The 20855-nt window shown below is 30.9% G+C and carries 15 protein-coding genes; all 15 read right to left on the bottom strand.

All coding sequences use genetic code 11. The annotated features are described in order from the left end of the window. Positions 1 to 607: 607 nt before the first annotated feature. Positions 608 to 2464: a DNA/RNA helicase domain-containing protein gene (locus ACFSC2_RS09220; RefSeq protein WP_379814278.1), complete on the bottom strand. Its 1857-nt coding sequence runs from the start codon at positions 2462 to 2464 to the stop codon at positions 608 to 610. After that, complete coding sequence (locus ACFSC2_RS09215; protein WP_379814279.1) at positions 2461 to 2790, bottom strand: nucleotide pyrophosphohydrolase; 330 nt, start codon at positions 2788 to 2790, stop codon at positions 2461 to 2463. Before ACFSC2_RS09215 ends, ACFSC2_RS09220 begins: the two co-directional genes overlap by 4 nt. Before the next feature lie 455 nt (positions 2791 to 3245). Next, a complete protein-coding gene (locus ACFSC2_RS09210) occupies positions 3246 to 4064 on the bottom strand; it encodes a DUF5694 domain-containing protein (protein WP_379814280.1) in 819 nt (272 codons plus the stop codon). Between the two features lie 52 nt (positions 4065 to 4116). Beyond that, on the bottom strand, positions 4117 to 5253 hold the full coding sequence (locus ACFSC2_RS09205) for a DUF7005 family protein (RefSeq protein ID WP_379814281.1): 1137 nt from the start codon (positions 5251 to 5253) through the stop codon (positions 4117 to 4119). 2 nt (positions 5254 to 5255) lie between these two features. Then, positions 5256 to 8156, bottom strand: a complete 2901-nt coding sequence (locus tag ACFSC2_RS09200) for an NHLP bacteriocin export ABC transporter permease/ATPase subunit (RefSeq protein WP_379814283.1) — start codon at positions 8154 to 8156, stop codon at positions 5256 to 5258. A 10-nt stretch (positions 8157 to 8166) separates the two neighbouring features. Further along, complete coding sequence (locus ACFSC2_RS09195) at positions 8167 to 10365, bottom strand: NHLP family bacteriocin export ABC transporter peptidase/permease/ATPase subunit (protein WP_379814284.1); 2199 nt, start codon at positions 10363 to 10365, stop codon at positions 8167 to 8169. 9 nt (positions 10366 to 10374) lie between these two features. Further along, positions 10375 to 11637 carry an NHLP bacteriocin system secretion protein gene (locus ACFSC2_RS09190; RefSeq protein ID WP_379814285.1) on the bottom strand — a complete coding sequence of 421 codons (1263 nt, stop codon included), beginning with the start codon at positions 11635 to 11637 and terminating at the stop codon, positions 10375 to 10377. A 13-nt stretch (positions 11638 to 11650) separates the two neighbouring features. After that, the gene (locus tag ACFSC2_RS09185) at positions 11651 to 13216 is read right to left on the bottom strand and encodes a TolC family protein (RefSeq protein WP_379814286.1); all 1566 of its coding nucleotides are present in this window, start codon (positions 13214 to 13216) and stop codon (positions 11651 to 11653) included. A 9-nt stretch (positions 13217 to 13225) separates the two neighbouring features. After that, entirely contained in the window at positions 13226 to 13765 is a 540-nt protein-coding gene (locus ACFSC2_RS09180; protein WP_379814287.1) for a cyclic nucleotide-binding domain-containing protein, read from the bottom strand. A 106-nt stretch (positions 13766 to 13871) separates the two neighbouring features. Then, entirely contained in the window at positions 13872 to 14525 is a 654-nt protein-coding gene (locus tag ACFSC2_RS09175) for a helix-turn-helix transcriptional regulator (RefSeq protein ID WP_379814288.1), read from the bottom strand. 658 nt (positions 14526 to 15183) lie between these two features. Then, positions 15184 to 15846, bottom strand: coding sequence for a hypothetical protein (locus tag ACFSC2_RS09170; RefSeq protein WP_379814289.1), 663 nt, complete (start codon positions 15844 to 15846; stop codon positions 15184 to 15186). 6 nt (positions 15847 to 15852) lie between these two features. Beyond that, positions 15853 to 17604 (bottom strand): ATP-binding protein, encoded by a 1752-nt coding sequence (locus tag ACFSC2_RS09165; protein WP_379814290.1) that lies wholly within the window; start codon positions 17602 to 17604, stop codon positions 15853 to 15855. Between the two features lie 375 nt (positions 17605 to 17979). Next, positions 17980 to 18141 (bottom strand): hypothetical protein, encoded by a 162-nt coding sequence (locus ACFSC2_RS09160; RefSeq protein WP_379814291.1) that lies wholly within the window; start codon positions 18139 to 18141, stop codon positions 17980 to 17982. Between the two features lie 504 nt (positions 18142 to 18645). After that, entirely contained in the window at positions 18646 to 20133 is a 1488-nt protein-coding gene (gene lanM / locus ACFSC2_RS09155) for a type 2 lanthipeptide synthetase LanM (RefSeq protein ID WP_379814292.1), read from the bottom strand. A gap of 131 nt (positions 20134 to 20264) precedes the next feature. Then, entirely contained in the window at positions 20265 to 20609 is a 345-nt protein-coding gene (locus ACFSC2_RS09150) for a hypothetical protein (protein ID WP_379814293.1), read from the bottom strand. Positions 20610 to 20855 lie beyond the last annotated feature (246 nt).

Below are 20855 nucleotides of genomic sequence, written 5' to 3'. Positions count from 1 at the left end.
CAAATCTGACTATAAAGAATGCTAAAGTAATTGTCGAAAATAGGATTATCTGTATCTTTTGTCACACTCGACCTTTTTATTTATTTAACTTTTAAGTTTTTACATTAAATTTAAAGTATATAAGCTCCAACAGATATGAAGTATTGGAATACAATTATATATTTTAATAAAATTATTATAAGGGTAAAAATCTTCAAATTTTGAAGTATCAATAATTTTACTGCTTTAGCAGTAAAAAATGTATTTTAAAAACTCAGAGGACCGAAAATGAACATAAAAAAGGCTCTTTTACCGCCAGAGCAGTAAATACCGTAGTTTTAAAATGACTTTTAGAAAAGTGTGTCTCTTAATGACAAATAAATACATTTAAATGCTTAAACATATGGGGCAATGTTCGTTATTTCAATCAAAAAAAGTATATGTATGAAATAACAAACATTAATAACATTAGCACGAGTAGCAAGATTGATAATATAATATTGAAAAGATGAACAGGAAGAAACATATCATTTGTCCAAAATATCAGAAGGTAATGGAACAAATGGCAGAAAATATTAAACTAATAAGAAATTATTATAGTTTTACCCTGTTTAAAAAAGCTAAACATTTATTGAAGTAAATTTCTAAAATATTCATTTGTTTCTCGATCAACACAATAAATATAACAGCCTTTCATACCTCTTGTCATTAGTGTTCGATAGGTATTTTTAATGATATTTTCAATTAATTCCTTCGTTTTCGCTGAATCGCCTTTTTGCAGCGCCTTATATCCTCTAATGGTACTGTCATTAGAATCTCGCATAGAAGGATCCACTATAACAATTCCATCTCTAACAATTAAATCTTTGCCGATTATAACTCCAATGTAATCCACTTCAAGACCTTGGCAAGTATGAATACAGCCTATTTCATTAACTGACTCAGGTTGTATTACCCACTTCATCCCGTCTTCAGTCAAGTTCCATTTCATGGCAAAATCATATTGCTCAAAGGAAATATCTACTGCATTGAAATCTTTTTTGCTTTTCCATGGCCAGCAGTAACCTGCCACTAATCTCGCTTTATTATTTATTTGATTTACCCTAAAAATCTCATCTCTCAATTCTGACGGATTGTCAAATACTCTGAAATCATATTGTTTTTCTTCCAATGATGTATTAGCTGTTTCTCTGATCTGCAAAACATGATCCAGCCATGCCAAATAGCCGTCAGATCCATTACATCTGAATTGAGAATTCAATTCTAATTCTGTAACCTCAGCATTCTGATCGTTAGCCAACCTTTTAATTTCTTCAATTTCACCAATATCATGAATAGCCACCTTCTGATTCTCGTCAATAAAAAAGATTGAAAATTTAGAAGCATGTATAATTTCTTTGATTTGATTTTCACCCAGATTTTTAAACATTCCGGATTTAGCATTTAAACGATGTGCCTCATCCACAATCAAAGCATCAAAAACATTTGGTAATGCGTTTGTAAATGATCCAGATCCAGTAAAGAAATTTGATATTTCAGATTTCTTAAAAGTCCCTTTTAATTTTGATTCGTACACAGCTCTCGGCGCTGCATTTTTAGTTACATACTGGCAGAGAAATTTCAAACTTGTAAGCTTTACCAGCAAGTTAACTGCCACAACAGATTTTCCAGTCCCGGGACCACCTTGAATTATAAGTACCTGCTTTTTATTCGATGAGGCCTTTTTTGCTAAATGAAGTGCGTTTTCATAAACGATCTTTTGATCGTCGATCATAACAAATTCATTATTTCCTTTCAACATTGAAGAGAGATTGTCTGCTAAATTCTTTGAAGGTCTTATTCGTCCCCCGTCAATTTTAAACATGACTTTATCCTTGTCTCCGAATTTTACAAACTGCTTTATAAAATCTCTTAATTTAAAGGGGTCTGTTTTCAAAAACAAGGGTGCCTTATCAATATGCTCTTTATAAAAAGCATTATCAATAATGTTATCCGAGCTGTAGTTATGCAAATAAGCACATGGCTTTAATTGAATATTAGAAGTGTAAACTGCTTCATTAAACCCTTCCAATAACGATGCATAAGACCACGCCTGATATGATGGATGGCTGACTTCGCGTTTTCTCTTCCCTACAAATGTTGAAATAACTGCATCCTTATCTGTTATCTCCGATTCTGACCATTGTTTCAACTCGATAAGGATCGCAAAATTCTTTCTGCGATCATCCTGTCCTGTTACAATAAAATCTATTCTTTTTGAAGTCTGAGGAATTTGGTATTCTATAATTACACCGGCATCATGAGGAATTCCATCATCACACAAAATATTATTCATGTATAGCATTGAATTTTTCCATGAATTTATTTCTGCCGTCGTTGTGGTTTGTCCGAGTTTTAATTTAAAGAAATCATGAATCACATTCTCTATATTATTAGAAATTACATCATGACAAAAAGATGTTTTAGAATTCTGATAAATTATCATAATTCATTATATTTTTTTGCATTACCTTTTGATTTGTCTACAGGATATTTCTGTGCATTCTTTTGAATCTTATCTAAAACAATCTCTTTGATGTTAAATTTATATTTATCCGCCAGCAAAAATGAAAAGGACAAAATATCTGCTAATTCATCTTTAATTTTTTCAATATCTGCTTCCTCAGATTTCTTCCATAAAAAAAGTTCCAATAGTTCAGAAGCTTCAATCGAAATTGCTAATGACAAATCCTTTGGATTATGAAATTGTTCCCAATCACGCTCGTTTCTAAATCTAATCAGAGCATCAAAAATTTGTTCGAAATCATTCATTTGTCTTTTTTTTTTAGAATAAATAATGCAGTAACTTCACAAATATAACGATAAAAAATATTCAAATCTACTTCTTTTCATACTGTAAGATATAGATTTTTTCCATATTTAAATTAAGATCAGACATGTCCAACTAGCTTCTATTGACATATAAAAATTTCTAAAATGTTGCTTATATAATTAAAAAAAGTCTACTTTTGCTTTCTAACCAATAATAGAACCATAACCAATTAAAAAGCAAGGTGTTACATACCGAATCAGCACGTTTTAAAGTTCGTGGCAGAATCGTGGCGCAGCAGGTAAAAAAATATTAAAAATGCAGTATAAAAGCGGGATGCGGAGCTTAGGTTCGAATCCCTCTTTCTCCGCTAGAAGCCAAAAAGAGACTTCAAAAAGTAAGACCTCAGCTTTTTTAATACCAAATGTTAAGCATTATCAAACATCAGTTGTGGCAATTATTTTAGTACACTGTTTACTTCTACGAGTTCAAAATCATCATTATTTTCTATTAGGTGTTTTAGTATAGGAATGTGTCCTTGCCCAAATATTAATATAACGTATTTGTCATTTGGACTTATTTGATTCATTATATTGGCATAAATCGCAATATTCCTCAAGTACCAATCAGAAACTGATTCAGCACCTATATAATTTTCTCCTGCTCCAACTTTTGCCAAATATTTTAAATACAGTGATAAATTTCTTTGCAAAAGTTCATCTCTGTTTATATATTTTATGACCTCTGTTATTGAATTTCCTTTTACTACACTATCTATTTCATGCAATAAATTATTTGCATTAGTACCTAATTCCTTTAATAAATATAACTGATTTTTATCTTTAGCAGTTACAGCTACTAAACTATCATGTTTCATCCCATAAAAAACATCTATACAATTTATGTGTTTTAAATTTAATTTTTTAGCTAATCTAAAACCTATTTGCTCTCGTTCAGAAACTGTTAATTTATAGCTGTTTTGTAAATATGCATTATACAAACTATCTATTTTTCTTTGCTGATTTAATGGTTTTTCTATCATCACTTTATCCGCATTTGTTCGTTTTAAAACCTCAGTCAATTCTTCTAATTCCTGCTGTCTTTTCGGAGCTAAAAAATCGTCTGTCTTTAATTCAAACTCATCTAAATGAGGCGTTTCGAAATGAATCGTTCCCAGTAATAAGATTTTAGTTTTATGTTTAGCTTGTTGTCCAAAAGTTGTTGTTACAATTAAAAGTGTAATTAAAAATGTATAAATTGTTTTAATAAAAGTCATCTTCTTTTAGTTTATTATTTATTATCGTTTCCTTAAATATGTGTCGTAGATATTACATTGCTCTGTTCTCCAACATTTTGTTATAATTATCGATAATTAGAGAAGCTCCATTTACAGATGATAATTCTTCCAGACTAGTTTCGCAAAGGGCATCTATTCGACACATCTGATCTATATCTGATTTTAAATTTCCTTGAGACTCGTGAAATATTGAAATGTTTTCAATAGCCATTTTTATTATTTTAATCAACTGTTTAAAGTCTTCTTTAGATAATTTATTGTCTGATATATAATTTTCCAACCTCGCTCCTTGTCTGTAGTCGGGATAGTTTTCAAGTCCCATGAATAGTAACATCCATGATTTATTGTATTTACCGATAGTCTTTACAATTCCTATGTAATCTGCGATTAACTCATCGTGCAGATTATTTGATGCTGTCCCAAATTTTTTAAGAGTGTACAAATGTGCAAATTCATGTTCTATTCTTATCGAAATGGAATAGGATAACCATAAACTTTCACTCAAACCCAATTGCTTTGCCAATACATTACTGTACGGTTTTGTACTTATAACAATTAACTGATCTTGATATAAACTATAATTTGGTAAAACATTTATATAAAACTCCTGGCTCCAATTTCCTGCAATATTGGCCGCCATCCAGTCATTTTTTAAACCAGTTATTTTTTGCCAGTTATTTATTCCATTAATCAATACCGCCCCCATTGAATTAGGAATATGCCTAGGATTATTTTTATACAATAGGCATTGTAGAATTGTTATAAAGTCTTCTTTATCTGGAACTATTATTATAGGTATTTTGCCTGCAATACTTTCCCCAATTCTTAGGGTTATATTTTTGCAATCGTTTAATTTTAATAAAAAAGAAAGATTTACATTTTCTGTCTTACCTCTCAAAACTAAATTTTTATATTCTTCTTTTTTTTCTATCTCTGGTTCAATTGGAAAGTTCAATTGAGGATAACACTTTTTTAATTCATCAAATATTAATTCATCCGCAGCGCTTTTTCCTGCAAAATCTTCCCAATATTTAATACTTGTTTCATTTTCGAGTGATATTGTTTTTTTTGATTTAAAATTATTTATCAAATAGTTTTTGAGTTCCTCAGATAGAGCAGGATTAATGAGACGTTCTTCTTTTTTTAAAGGAGTTGATTGATTTATCATTGCTAGGCGGTTTGACGTTTAGAAAGTTCTGTAAACAAACCTTCCATTTGTATTAACTCATCATAAGTTCCCGATTCTTTGATTTCTCCTTTATCTAAAACAAAAATACGGTCAGCATTTTTTATAGTACTCAGCCTATGTGCAATAACTATGCGGGTAGCCTGAAGTTTGTCTAAACTTTCTGCAACAATATTTTGGGTCTTATTATCAAGAGCGCTTGTTGCTTCATCCATAAATAATAATCTGGGTTTATGAACAATTGCTCTGGCAATCATTAATCTTTGTCTTTGCCCTCCGGAAAATGTTCCTGCACCTTCACTAATATAGGTATGCATTTCCATCGGCATGTTCTTTATATCATCTTCCATACCGGCCATGCGTGCTGCAGCCCATGCATCTTCTAGTGTTAATTCTGAATTACCAACAATATTTTGATAAATACTGCCTGACATAAGAGATCCATTTTGCAGTACTACGCCTATTTGTCGCCGTGTAAGTTCTTTATTCATCGCATCAAATGTATTCCCATCATAAAAGATAGAACCTAACTCAGGGGTTTCAAAACCTAAAAGAAGTCTCATAATTGTTGATTTTCCAGAGCCAGACGCTCCTACAAAAGCAATCATTTCACCTGGTTTTATTTTAAATGTGACATTTTTTAAAATCAGCGGCTGATCTGCATAGTATCTAAATGAAATAGAATTCAGTTCAATCTCTCCCATCAATTCACCCGGATCGATACTTTCATTTATCGACTCAGGCTCTTCTTCTAAAATTGGCTTTACTCTTTCGTACAACGGAATAACACTAAGTGAGGTAATAAATGCCATACTTAATCTTAAACTATCATTTAAAAATTTATTAAAGGAAATAATAAAAGCCATAAATGATCCTACAGATAACACTCTGGACTCTGGTGAGTTTAAAACCGTATAATATAAAAATGAAAAAAATAATATGCTTGTAAAAAGAGGATAAGAGCTATTAAAAACTTCTACAAAATTTTGATAACTCCCTGAACTAAATCCTAACTTTTTCAGTTTTGAAAACTTGTCTCCCCATAAAGAAAAAATTCTTTTTTCACCTCCAGTTATTCTTATTTTACTAATTCCTGATAAAAACTCGAAAAGTAAACCCTGAATTTCTCCTTCGCATTTAGATACCTCCCGATCATACTTCAATTTTAGCCAGCCCATTAAAATCATAAAAGCAATAGCAGCTAAAGCAAGCCCAACTCCTACCCATGCTAAACTCGAATCATAGTAAAACAGCAGTAATAAATTAACAAATGAGAATGCCCCGCTAAGTACTACTGTCATAAGTGTATTAGAAAGGATTTGCCTGACTGCGTTAATGCTTAAAACTCTATTTGTGAGATCCCCAGCGGTATATTTTTTATAAAAAGTTACAGGTAATCGAAGTATATAATCCATTACTCCAGCTTGTAGATTAATACTTGATTTTGACTCTACTCTCATTTGTAAAACTCCTTGGGTAAGCTGCAGTCCGGCAGACACCAAAGCTATTATTATCATGATCGTAAAGATTTCCAAGTGTATGGATTTATCTGCAGTTGGTATTACATCATCGTATATCATCCCTGACAATATGGGAATCAATAAACCTATTAGACTTCCGAGTAAAGAGGCTGTTAATAATAGTTTGGCATCTTTTTTTACACCATTCATCGCGAAACTTAATACTTTTTTTATGGAATTCATTTTTGTATCAAATCCCGAAAAAAACATATAACCTATAGGCTCTAAAGATTCGGCTATTTCATTATCAACAACAGTTTCAGTTCCTTTTGAAAGATTTTTAATTATATAAGTCGTAGAATTTTTTTGTATAAGCGCAACAGGCTCATTAGTCTCTTTTACAAATGCTAATAAATGACCATTTTCATCTTTCCACCATACATCTCTCAAAATAACTTTTCGTATTCTTACTTTAGAACTTTGAGCAATAGCATATAAAAGATTGTTTGTGTTATTTACATCTGATTCAAAATGTTTTGGTTCTTCAAATTTAAAGCCAGCATGTTTCCCAATTAATTGACATGTTAAATAAAGTACGCTTTGCTTTTTATTATTTGTGAGGTGATGTAATTTTTTTTTACTGCCTGTAACTATAGATTTAATTTTTTCTAAAGTGTTTTCTAACACTTCTTCCTGATAAATTAATTTTTCGTTAAGGGTATTGTTTTCCAGCAAGCTATTGATCTCAATATTTTTGCAAAGCTGTTTGTAAAAATGGGATTGTAATTTTTCTAAAGAAATTAAAAAATTAATTTCATCTTCTAAAACTTCTCTGGTACTCATTAATTTAAGCTCTGAGAATTCAGACAATGATTTAATCCATAATTTGTTGCAAACGGGAATTGAAAATGTAAGGGCATCGTCAGAGTTAACAGCTTCCTGCTCTGCGAAAACAGAAAGTTGCCCATAAATTAAATTTACCCAATTTATTCCTTGCGAAGGATATGCTATTGCATTTTGATTTAAAATAAAACTATTATAGCTGTCTAAAGTGTTATACGCTTTTGGAATATTACTTGAATTAATTTTAAATGAAGTTTTTAAGATCCATTTATCTATCATACTTGTTAGAAAGAAATGATCAATATTAATGAGTTCGTGTTTGTTTATAGCTAATAAATTGGCTTCGTTTGAAAAAACAACTAAACGGATATCATCCTTACAATCAGCAGATAGTAAGCTAAATAATAAATCTCCTTTTTTGGCAGAGTAAAGATATTTTAAAGCGCATAAGTATTCTCCCTTTTCATCAACTCTAACATAAAACACATTTACTTCTCCAGAAACTAACATCCAAAATTTGTCAGTACTGTTAAGTATAAATGGTTCTTCAACTCCTATATGTATTTTTTCTTTCGTTGACATATCTTAACTTTTATTTTGTTTCAATCAATTTTGCATAAACACCATTTAGTTTTAATAATTCTTTGTGAGAGCCTCTTTCTACGATTTTACCAAATTCCATTACAATTATCTCGTCACAGTCTATGATGGTGCTTAATCTGTGGGCAACAATTAAACAAGTACATCCTCTTTTCTTAATATTATCCATGACAATTTTTTCTGTAGCAGGATCTAATGCACTGGTAGCTTCATCCATAATTAAAATGGTAGGATTACAAACTAAAGCTCTGGCAATTTCAATGCGCTGGCGTTGTCCTCCACTGAAGTTCGAACCACCTTCTAATACTGAACTATCATATCCATCATTTCTTGCAGCAATAACATCATGAATAGCAGCATCTCTTGCTGAGTTTATAATGTTTTTTTCAGGAATTATGGAATCCCAAAAAGAAATATTTTCTTTAATAGTACCATTAAATACTAAAACCTCCTGATCTATCACGGCTAATGATTCTGTTATGATATGTCTGGGTATATATTTTCTGTTTTTATTATCAAGCAAGATATCTCCCTGCCATGGATCATAAAGCCCTGAAGCTATTTTTGCAACGGTTGACTTTCCGCTCCCAGAACCGCCAACCAATGCCACTCTGCTTCCAGGTTTTAATTTTAAATCAAAGTTTTCTATTAATGGAGGCATGGTCTGACTATATCCAAAAGTCACATTCTTCATTTCGAAGTATCCAATCAATTTGTTATTAACAATTTGAATATCTGCATTTTGAATATTTTCATCTGCAGTTTTTGTAAATTGTTTGTCCATTTCGTAGTTCAATACATCATCAATGCGTGCCATATCACTTTCTGTTTCGTGCAGCATGGCTCCTGCTGTTACAAGCTGGTTTACTGGTGTAATAAAATTATTCATTAAATAAGTAAAAGCAACTAAAGCTCCTAAGGTCATTTCTCCTTCTATTATCCTTAATGCGCCTATCCCTAATATTAGAGCATTTGTTAAGGATAAAATTAGATTTGGAAGTATGTTAAGCCTTACTGTTAACCATCCAAATTCTTGTTGAGAATTCACTACTTTAGCTAAATATCCTATCCAATTAGTAAAAAAATCATTTTCTCTGCCAGAGGCTTTTAATGTTTCAATCATACTAATTCCAGACGTAGTAGTGCCTAAAAGTTTTCCCATTTCATTACCTAATCTTCGACTTACATCTTTTCTGGCTGTTGAAACATATTTTAAAGCAGCAACATTTAATGCAGCCATAAAAACACCAATTAAAGTCAGGGTAACATCATAGGAGAACATTAAAATGGCATAAAAAATAACAACAATGACATTTAATGCTGCGTTTGCTAAATCCCCGCTTAACAGTTTTGCTACTTTATCATTTAATGAAACTCTATTACCTATTTCGCCACTGTATCTTTGAGTAAAAAAAGCAATTGGTAAATGAAAAACATGCCAAAGAAATTTACTGGAAGTTACCAATGCCAGTTTTGTTTCTAACTTAAGTAAATAGTATTGCTGGAGATAAACTAATGAAGCATTAACTATTAGAAGCACACTCATAATTAGCAAAAGGGGCATTACAAAACCTGAAAAGTTATTAATTAAAAATTTATCGATGAATATTTTAAGAAATGAAGGAATTACTAAACCAGGAATTACTAAAAACAAACTTGCTATAATAATGTAGGTAATACTTGATTTAGAATTTGCAATCCTTGAAATTAAGGAGGGTACTAATCCTTTCTTTTCATTTCCTTTTTCAAACTCTTTTGAAGGTGTAAAGGTTAAAACGACACCTGTATAACAATCGTCAAATTCTTTATGACTCACATAATACCTTCCTTGTGCAGGGTCACTGAGATAGACTCTGTTTTTTGTAAACCCTTCCAAGACTAGAAAATGATTAAAGTTCCAGAAAATAATCGCTGGAGTTTCCATTTGCATCAGTTTTTCAACAGATTTAGCAAATCCTTTTGCTTCTAATCCAAACTCTTTAGCTGCTTTTATGATATTAGTAGCTTTCAATCCATCTCTTGATACCCCGCAAGCTATTCTCAATTTTTCTAATGGAACAAACTTGCCAAAATACCCTAAAATAATACTTAAAGCAGCAGCACCGCATTCAACGCTTTCCATCTGCAAGACAGTAGGCACTTTAACCGGTTTTGCTTGTTTTTGTATAAGTAAGTTTATGTTATTTTTCATTTTAATAGATCAATAAAGGTCAAAAAACTTCTTAAATGCAGGAACAACTAATGTTACAGGAGGCTCACGTTTGACAGTAATTTTACCCAAGCATGATGTGCCTTCTTTAAGAGAAATATCCGGCCCTTTAGCAGAAGTCCATTTATAACCGCTATACGATACAGAATCTTTTTCAAAATCCACATAAACTTCAAACAAAGGACCGCCGACCAAAAGCTGTTTCGCAAGCTGATCATTTTTAACGGAGGTTAACATTCCTCGCTCGGTTATCGGAAAATCAGATACATAAGTAACTTTTCCTTTTATAAAACCGTATTCTTCAGGTTGCACAGTCGATGGTACAACTAGAGCTTCCATTCCTTTTTTAATTTTTTTCCCATCTTTAGAAGGGATATAAAGAATTCCTTTTAGCTGCGATTGCGCCGTCTTGATTGTATTTTTAAGTTTAAATAATGGAGATCCTGCTGATACTACAATTCCAGCATCGGTTAAAACCTCAACTACTTCCCCGCTGTACGGACTTTTAATATTTCTTTGGATATCATATTTTTCACTTAAAAACTGAAGATTTCTTTGAGCTTCAGCAATTCTTTGGTTTTGTAATGTAACTTTCTGTTGAATATCAAATCCCAAATCATTTTGCTGTCTGGATGTTTCTACGATTTGTTCTTTTAATCTTTCGATTGTATTTTTAGCAGCCTCTATTTGTTCTTTTGTACCTGCAACCTGCGATTTCGTTATTAAACTTTTTTCAAGAAGTATGTTCTCTGATTCTAATTGATTATTCAGAAATAGGATCTTCTTTTTTTGTGTTTCAATTTCGCCTGCAATACTTACACGTGACTGGTTAATCATTTTATGTTGTAATTGAGCACCTTGATTTCCATAAGACATTAGCTTTTCCATTTCAAATTTTCTATCTGACAATACAACTTTTGCATCTTCGATTTGTTGAAATAATTCTGGCTGTTTTATTGTAGCGATGATATCTCCTTTTTTGACTTTATTGCCTATGGCTACTTTTAATTCTACCAATTGTCCTTGCGCTGTAGCAACTACTTCATGAACGTCTCCGCCTAATACAACCCCAACTACATCCAATTTTGTTTTGACTGTGCCAACAAACGACCATATTAATGCTGTGAAAATCGCAACTATAATGGTGGTTAGAGCTATCCAGGATTTTGTGCCAGTAACCTTGATTAATTGATCTAATTTTTCTGGGGTAGAAAGTTTCTCTAATGCTGATTTTCTAAAAAAAGGTGCTGACATAATCTGTATATTTTTAATTTTCTATTTTAGGAATAGTATAAAATGCATTTTGAGTAATTTTAAAACCAAGATCTTCTTTAGAAATGAGCGTTCCCGTTTCGTGTCTGAGAGCAAGGATTGCATTTGAAAATTGTTCCTGTGCATTTAAATTATCTAATTCTGAAGATGTTAGCCTTTCCTGAAATAAGATTAAATTTAAAAGAGTGGTCAATCCTGATTGAAACTTTATCTGTTCACTATTAAAAGCATCTTGATACGATTTAAAAGATTCTCTTGCCTTCTCCAGAACTATAATACTGTTTTTCAAATTATTAATTGCTATATCAATATTCAGTTCAATATTTCTATGAGTGTTTTCAATTATTACGGACTGATTTTGTAAAGCGATTTTATTTATTGAATAATTTCCTTTTGCCAGATTGTTATTCAATGGAAAAGAAAATGTGAGTCTAGCCCCAGCTCCAGCATCCCGGCCTTCATTATTAACGAGAGAAGTGAAGGATTCATCAATACCGTTTCCAACGCTTGCACTTCCATAAAAAGCAAATGCAGCTAAATTTAATTGCGGTTTTAGATTGTTTGCCGCCTGCATATATCGAAGTTCTATTGCTTTATATTCTTCTTCAATTGCCTTTGCGTCACTTCTTTTATCCTTGGCAATCTTAATAAGTGCATTTGTATCAATACCATCATTAAATCCAGATTCCATGACTGTTGGAAAGTCATTTATAGGAATATCTAATCTTTGGCTTTCTTCATCCGTTAGACCGATAACCCGTCCTAAATTTAATCTTGAATTATATAAATCTTGTTTTGCGACAGCAGTTAACCTTTCCTGATTACTTAAATCGGCATTGACCTGATATAAATCACTTGCTGGCTTTTTATCCGCTTTTACAAGTTCAATAGTCATATTCAGTACTTCTCTTACCCTATTTTCATTTTCAATATAAATTGAGAAACTCTTATATGAAGTATAGTAATTCCAATAAGCAATGCCTATTTGCTGAATTTGATACGAATTAGAAAATTCGTACTCATATTTACTTTTATTAATATAAAAAACAGATGCTTCTTCTAAAGCTGTAGCCACCTTCTTTCCTCTTCCTCTTAAAAGAGGCTGGGTTAGTGTAAGATTAACAGTACTGTTGTGATTACCATAGTAAGCACCAACATATTGAGCAAAGGAGTTGTAAGGATAATTATTATTATTGTAATTATATTTTAAACTAACATCTACTATTTGTCCGGTACGTAATGTTTTTTCTAAACCAGCTGAAACATAAAATGAATTATTTTTTAAAACTTTATCGAGGTATTTATTTCTTGAATCAGCATCAAAAAGGTTATATCTTTCATTTTGATACCCGACTTCAGAGTTTAATTTAAAATCAAATACACTTTTTTGCACTTGAAAATTACCTTCGGCATTTTGGATCGAGAAATTAGCGCTTTTTATACTTGGATTTTTATTAAATGCAATACTTGAGACCTCAATTAAGTCACACTTAATTTTAGACTGACTATATAAAATATTACCTACAGCCAATAAAATATAAAGCAAAAGGGAATTCCTCATATCTGAACCTTAACAATTAGCACTTAACTTAACCTCGGAAAACCTATTTAAGATCTGTCCGAAACGTGCGCCTGCCTGAGAAACTACATCCAATACTTTGGCATCAATTAAATCCTCTTCTTCAACAATCCCATATCCTAATTGATCTGTTGTTTTTCTCAGCCTATTAGAAAGGAATAATGCTAATGAATAATAAAAATTGGCTTTAAAATCTGGATTTGAAGAGAGTCTTGTTTCTATTGCATTTCGAGATATTTTATAAACGACAGAAGTATCTTTGGAAATAACCGAAACTGAAGGAGGTCTGGATTCTAAGAAAGACATTTCACCTATAACTTCTCCTGCTCCTAAAAGTGCAATTTCTTTACCTTCAATTGAATCGGAACAAATTGACAATTGACCTGATAATAAAATGTATAAATTATCTACATGATTTCCTTTTTGGATCAGTGTATCTCCAATTTTTAATTCTAATTTTTGGCCATTAAGGACCATCCATTCTAAATCTCTGTCATTTAATTGGCCTAGGAAAAAAAGCACTCGTTTCATAATATATATTTTTAGGGTTATGGTTATTAATTTGCTTTGTTTTAAATGTTGTTAAGTCATTCCAAAAAATCTTCCAACTTTTTTCTGAGTTCTGATCAGTATTCTTTTAGAGTAATGAGTTTATTAATTCTTTGGGTGATATATCATATTGATTACTAAACAATTTTGAAAAATAATGGGAATCATTGTATCCTACAGAATAAGAAACCTGAGAAATAGAATCCTGATCATAATTGTCGATCAGCTGCTTTGCTTTATGCAGCCTTAATATGCGTATGTACTTATTAGGGGTTAAGTAAACTAAACTTGCAATTTTTCTATGAAGCTGTCTTTCGCTGACAGCCATCTTATATGATAAATCAACTAGATCCAAGTCGTTCTTAGAAATGGAATTGTAGATTTCTTTTTCTAAGTTTATTAACCAATTCTGATCTTTTTTTGTAACTTTTTCTGGATTTATCTTTTTCGAGCATAGGTCCTGAACATTCTTATTTGATTCGTAAATATCAAAAATATCCGGCCTGCTTTGTATTGTCAAGCTTACTGATTTAGATTTAATCTCATTCAGTATTTCTTCAATAATATCATTAATTTCTTTACTGCTGGAAAGAATGATTTCATTTTTAATCTCACTTCCGGCTGCGCTTGGAGCACTAGCCGTAATTATAGAATCTAATGGAGTCTTAATATGTAAGAATAAGTGATTTAAAATATCCGGTGAAGACCAATCTATTGCATTTCTTTTTACTGTTGTATTCATGATTTGTAATGGTAATTAATTCTGTTGATTACTAATTTTCAAGAATCGAGTATTTATAAGTCGTTAGGAAATTCAAGACGTTTGATTTTTATTTTTCAAACAAGACAGCTTTTTGCATGCAACCACCTCAAATACAGCTTCATAAAAAAGCTTGTATGATTTTATTACTTTATAATCACGCTGTCTTCTTGGCTTTTCTAAACCCCAAAAATTTAATTACTAATACTATCTGGAGCAGCTTGATATTTCAAATTTAGGATAAGGGTTTTGCGTGGTTTTACACTTTAAGTGTAAAAAAAGTTAAAAGGCGGTAAGTAATCTCTGCCTATAAATAAGTGAGGTAATGGAAATAAAATCGAATATCCCGCAATAAATTAAATCGCATATTAACTCCAATTTGTAGTGATTGTTGAAGTTATTTGGATAATTTTTTTAAATGTTTGAGAGGATGGTATGGGAGAAACGAATGATTGTCGGAAAATGATTTAGCATCATAATCTGATTACGTTTATAAATATATCTGAAATTGAACGTAAAAACAGCTGAACCCGGCCTCTAAGCCATTTATTTTTTATGCTGCATATAATTGGAATAAGAATTTCCGTAATAGGAGTGATTATTTTTATCAGGTTCTGAAAACAAGTGCCTTTAATTATTACTAAATCATTTGTAATAATCTACACTCACGCAAAATATCTTCATCGTTGCCTTTATCAATGCCTAAAATATCCTTTATTTTACTTTTGCGTTTTTTAACGGTATCTTCTGAAACTTTTATAGTGTTTGCGATGGTCTTGATTTGACACCCTTTAGAAATAAGTGTTATGATCTGGCGGTCAAGAGAATCAAAATGTCCCTCTGCTAACAAACGTTCTGTTTTTGCCTTTTTAGCCGTTTTACTAAAATAGTTTTCATCGCTCATGATTTTTTCATAAGCTAATAACAACTCTTCATCGTCAAAATCAGTTTTGACCATAATTCCGTTGACCTGAGTTTTTTGATAGATATTGTACAAAATAACACTTTCAAAATGCGAAGTAATAATTAATGTTTTTGCACCAGGAATGTATTTGTGAACTAAAATTGCTAAATCACCACCATTAAAAATTTCCTTTTCAGGAAAAGCCGGCAAGCTATAATCAAGCATTACCAAATCAAAAGAAATGGGTTGGGTTTCATTTGAAATACAATCGTAAGCATCTTTACAATTGTTTGCAGAATAAAACTCCAACACATCCCCTAACTTGTTATGAGAGAGTATAGTTTGGTATCCAGTAATCATTGAAGGGTGATCTTCAACTATTAGTATTTTTCTTATCATTAGTCTTTAAAACTCAAAACTATTGAATTCAATCGGAATTGACAAATTTATTTTTGTGCCTATATTTGGCTTCGATTCTACAGAGAATTGCCCCTTAAGTTCCGTTGCTCGATGATCCATATTTTTTAATCCAATTCCTTTTTTCGTCTGCGTTACATCAAAACCTTTACCGTTGTCGGCAATTTGAATGCTAATACCTGTTTCGCTTTTAGCAATTGCGATTGTTATTACACAAGCATCCGCATATTTATTGATGTTTTGTAAGGCTTCCTGAAAAACTCTGTAAAGATTCATTTTTACATTTATATCGACTAAAGACCAGTCTATTCTCTGATCAATTTCTATACTTATTTCAGCAATTGGATTATTGTTTAATTCTGAGAATAATGCTTTTATCGTTGTTTCAAAATCATCAGATCCAGAGAAAACATTCGTATTTAATTCGTGTGTCAGATTACGGATTTCTTCTTCGATGTTTTTCATCTCAGCAATATATGCCAAATGTTTTTTTAAAGTTTCTGGTGATTGATTATATTTTATTTCATATAAATTCATTCGTATTGCCGACAATTTTCCAATTATACCGTCGTGTAGTTCTCTCGAAATTCGTTGTTTTTCGATAATTTTGCCTTCTTCCATTTTCTGCTGATTTGAAAGCATCAAATTATAAATCTGCGAATCGTTTAAAGCCTGTTCTTGTTTACGGAACAATTTTTCAAGTTTGATATTTTTGTTTTTATGATATAAAATAATCAACAATAATATCAATACCAGTAAACTCATAACAGCATATAATATGAATTGTTTTGAGATTTCATTCTTTTTATTCTCGACCATTTTCTTCTCCTCGATTATTTGGTCGGTTTCAAATTCTATACGGGCATATTTATTACGAGAAGTACGTTCCACATCCTGAAGGCTGTCGTTAAGATGAATGTATTTATTACTATAAAAGTATTTTTCCTGAGGGTATGCAAGAGCTAATAAATTAAGAATAGTGCGTTCGTCTTCGAAAAAATTATTTTCATGTGCCTGCAGTTGTGCGTCATTTAAAAAATATCTGGCTCTTAAAGTATCTTTTTCACTTAAATAATATTCTCCTAAATAGATTTTTGAAGTAATCTGTACAGGAATATTATTTATTTTGTCGCCAATTTTTAAAGTTTCTTCAAATTGTTTTACTGACGATTTGTTGCCGAGTTTAAATTTAGAATAAGCAAGTTTATTGGTGAGATAACAATAAATTGGAGGATCTGCTTTTTTGAAATCTGCTATAGCTAAACCTTGTTTTGCAAATGAAATAGCTTTTTCATAATTTTTGTTTTTTACATAGATATTAGCAATATGATTGTAGGGCTGGCACTTGTACGACAAATAATTTGGATTTGATTTTAATTTTTCAGAAATCTGAATAGCTTTGTCGTAATAATCTATAGCTTTCTCATAATTATTCATACCAACAAGTGCACTTCCTAACGTGAGATAACAATTGTAAATCAATAAATTATTCTTTGTTTCAAGACCAAATTTTAAGGCTTCAATTGCTAATTTTTCTGCTCCTACATAATCATTTTTAAAAGATAATATTTCTGCTTTCCAAATCTTTACATTACCCAATAAGTTATCATTATTTTTTTTCAAAAGGGCTTTTTCTGATTTTGTAAAGTAATAATAGGCTGAATCATATTGTGTTTCTTTATTATAAACAACTGCAATACTATAGCTTGCATTTTGAATGCCTTCGCTATCTTTTATCAAAATTGACTTTTTATATAAGTTTTGCAATAAATGAAGACATTTTTCACTTTCTCCTAGCTGCAAAAATGAATCCGCCAATAGAAAATAATAATCAGAGGACATCACTAAAGTGTCATTTTTTTGAATAATTTCAGAGGCTAATAAAGCCTTATCGAGCCTTTCTTCTTTAGTTTTATTTTTGTCTGTCGAAATTGAAATCAACGAATCTAACTTACTAGTGTTTGAAGCGTAAAAACTTTCATTTTTACGCTTGCACCCAATAAAAAAAATACTGAAAATCAATATTGTTGTAAATAGTTTCAATGGCGCTTAATTAGAATAAGTGTAAAAATACATTTTTTAACTTTTTAATATAATGCTAAAAAAGTAAAACGGTTAATTTTTTTTTGGCGGGATTATGCTGCCAGGATTATTTGGATCAACGTCAGCTTGATTTTGAGTTTTTTTAGGTGCTTCAGTTTCAATTTCGTCAGCAGTACAAGAATTTAAAGTAGCTAATAGGAATATGACAGCGATAAGGTATAAGAAATTTTTCATGGTGTTTTTGGTTTAGTTTAGATAATATTTGTTTGAACAACAGCTATAAAAGTTGTTGTGTCATTAAAAAATGCTTTTCAGGAATTCCTTGTTGTTGTAATATTACATTAACAAATCTAGTTCGATTCTAAAGGCCAGCTTTAGACTAAAAGTGTAAAAAATGTTAAAATTCTTACTTTTTAACGTAGTGTATCTTTTTGAAAGAAGTTTAGCTATTTCTGTAACAAACAATATTCTTTAAGAAGAGAATCCTGCTTAGATTTCATAAACAAATCACCAATAAAAATGAGGTCATATTTCCAATAGATTAAATAACACAAAAAAAACCAGCATTCATTTATTCAGCTAGTTGTAAGTTTTTGTTTTGCGTTATATTATAATGAAGTATTATTAAAATAATAAAAAAATAAAGTGGTTAATTAAGTAACGAGACGTCAATAAAAGCTGCCTAAAAGGTTAGTACACAATTTCATTCCTTTTACGTTTTTTAAATTCTTGAAAATCTTATGTGAGACTTTCTAAAATTATTTTCTTTTGAAATTCTAAATCTTCTATTGAGAGCTTTTTTAGTTTTCTTTCTATATTTTCTACTGCACTAAGTTCAAAGTAATCTTTAATTACTCCAAACTCTGTATGTAAATCTCTGGAAGATGAATTTACCTCAAAATAAGGAATGTCTCCTCTTAGCATTTGTGCTGTTTCATGTTTATAGATAAAACGTAAATTAGAGTCAATAGGGACGTTTTTAAAAGCATTTGAAAAATAGTTCTCTATTTTTTGTTCATGCAGTTCTTTATTTTTTAAATTTTCCGGCAAGCTCATTAATCTTAAAATCCTGCCGTATGAATTGGTAGGTCTCCAGATATGTCTTATGGGAACATTATGGAATTTTTGTATCGGAGAATCTTTGGATAATAAAAACGACTTTTGTTTCAATAAATGAGTATAACATTCCTCAAACCCTATAAGAAATTCCTTCAAATAGTGATCAACAAAAACCTTCTCTCCATTTAAAGCGGGAATGTTTTTTTTAATATACTCCTCTTTCATTTCCTTGTTTACCATCTTCCAATCTTTGGAGAATTGATTAATTCCTGTTTTTTTAAAATAGTAGCCATAGGTCTTTTTTGAATATCCCAGTCCACACATTACACAAGAAGAAGAATTTTCGTCTTTGCTTGGCAGCAAACCTGACATAAGTATAGAATCCCCTAATTGACTGGAATCATTATATTTTTCTAGACCAGAATTACCAAAAGATTCTCTTACTTTATCATTAATCTTTGGCTGTATTATAGTTTCATGATCGATAAACACAACTGAATCACCGTTAGCGATAAGATTTTCCGCATGAAAATCGGTAGCGTTTAATAAATATAAGACACATGATAAATACCCAGCTCTCTGATAATATTTTTTAATTTCTTCTTCGTTGCTGCAAGGTTGCTCTGTTACAAATTCCTGCCAATGGTATTGGTTTTTATTCAGTATGTTATACTTATAATTACCCAATGAAAAAGAATTATTGCACCAATCTAACAGATGAAAAAAAGGGAAGGAAATAGTTCCGTTTGTAGGTTTGTAAACTAAGTTACTATCTTCAGAATCAATTATAGCTGTTGATGAACCATTATGAAAATCTCCCTCACCTATTTTAATGTCTTGAATTTCCTCATCCATGTATTTAATCAAACCATTATTAAACAAATCAACAGAATCATTTTTAAAGGAATGTAAAATTTTATCATACAATTTCTGAATGTTATTTTTTTGCAGTGGCAAAATCTCGCCTAAAACAGGAAATGACTGACCAAGATTCTTCCAATCATTATTTTTTAAATCTTCAAAAAAATCTTCAAAAATTAAATCTTTATTATTTGCAATGCTGACAGCTAATAACTCTATTATGCTTTTTTCGTATAAGGAACAAATAGCAGTATTAGTTTTTTCTTCAACTTGGAAGGGCATGTCTATGATATTTCCATTTTTCATCTTGTAGTCCATCAAAATATTTAATTATTATAGTTTGTTCCTAAAATACCTTACATGCAGGGCTAAAAAATAAAAGAGGCTGATTTGAGTTTTCAAACAGCCTCTTTTATTAACTCAAAAAAGTTTTTATCTTAGCAAGATAAAAAGTAACAGCTTTCAACAGCCAGCTCTTGGTCTTGTGCCCCACCAGCTACTAAATTTAAATCTTCTTGAGTTAATTCAATTGCATCTGAATCTCCATCAAGCAAAACATATTGTGTTGCAGATACATTCACATAAATGGTATTTTTATCTGTTTGATCAAAAACAACTATGTTTCTTGTTTCTCTTTCGATAAGATCTGGGTAAAGTTCTGCAATTGCTGCTTTAGGATTTTTTACCAATCTTTCTTTGAAAGAAGCATCATTAAGAGATTTAAGAATTACTTCTCTAACTTTTACTTTTGACTCGTCTGTTAATTCAATTTTTTTGCTCATGATTTTAATGTTTTAATGTTTATATTTAATTTTTAATGTACCTGCTTGTACATTTGTTTTTTGGTTTATCCATTTTAAAAAACTATGTCCAGCACAATCTCTTAAAAAAAATAATTATCCTGATGTTTCAGCACAGAAAACAAAGATCCTGTTAACCTGTTTTTATTAACTGAAACAAGTTTTCATTCTAATCTTTATCTTAGCAAGATAAAAAGTAACAGCTTTCAACAGCAAGCTCTTGGTCTT

This window comes from Flavobacterium artemisiae (genome assembly GCF_042678225.1).
GTDB lineage: Bacteria > Bacteroidota > Bacteroidia > Flavobacteriales > Flavobacteriaceae > Flavobacterium > Flavobacterium artemisiae.
The sequence above is the reverse complement of the archived record's forward strand: the minus strand, read 5'-3'. Positions and strand labels throughout refer to the sequence as shown.

Coding starts and splice junctions, on each gene's coding strand:
- ACFSC2_RS09180 (WP_379814287.1), bottom strand. CDS start 13,765: ATGAAACGAGTGCTTTTTTTCCTAGGCCAATTAAATGACAGAGATTTA.
- ACFSC2_RS09185 (WP_379814286.1), bottom strand. CDS start 13,216: ATGAGGAATTCCCTTTTGCTTTATATTTTATTGGCTGTAGGTAATATT.
- ACFSC2_RS09200 (WP_379814283.1), bottom strand. CDS start 8,156: ATGTCAACGAAAGAAAAAATACATATAGGAGTTGAAGAACCATTTATA.
- lanM (WP_379814292.1), bottom strand. CDS start 20,133: ATGAAAAATGGAAATATCATAGACATGCCCTTCCAAGTTGAAGAAAAA.
- ACFSC2_RS09150 (WP_379814293.1), bottom strand. CDS start 20,609: ATGAGCAAAAAAATTGAATTAACAGACGAGTCAAAAGTAAAAGTTAGA.
- ACFSC2_RS09210 (WP_379814280.1), bottom strand. CDS start 4,064: ATGACTTTTATTAAAACAATTTATACATTTTTAATTACACTTTTAATT.
- ACFSC2_RS09205 (WP_379814281.1), bottom strand. CDS start 5,253: ATGATAAATCAATCAACTCCTTTAAAAAAAGAAGAACGTCTCATTAAT.
- ACFSC2_RS09215 (WP_379814279.1), bottom strand. CDS start 2,790: ATGAATGATTTCGAACAAATTTTTGATGCTCTGATTAGATTTAGAAAC.
- ACFSC2_RS09195 (WP_379814284.1), bottom strand. CDS start 10,365: ATGAAAAATAACATAAACTTACTTATACAAAAACAAGCAAAACCGGTT.
- ACFSC2_RS09170 (WP_379814289.1), bottom strand. CDS start 15,846: ATGATAAGAAAAATACTAATAGTTGAAGATCACCCTTCAATGATTACT.
- ACFSC2_RS09175 (WP_379814288.1), bottom strand. CDS start 14,525: ATGAATACAACAGTAAAAAGAAATGCAATAGATTGGTCTTCACCGGAT.
- ACFSC2_RS09190 (WP_379814285.1), bottom strand. CDS start 11,637: ATGTCAGCACCTTTTTTTAGAAAATCAGCATTAGAGAAACTTTCTACC.
- ACFSC2_RS09220 (WP_379814278.1), bottom strand. CDS start 2,464: ATGATAATTTATCAGAATTCTAAAACATCTTTTTGTCATGATGTAATT.
- ACFSC2_RS09160 (WP_379814291.1), bottom strand. CDS start 18,141: ATGAAAAATTTCTTATACCTTATCGCTGTCATATTCCTATTAGCTACT.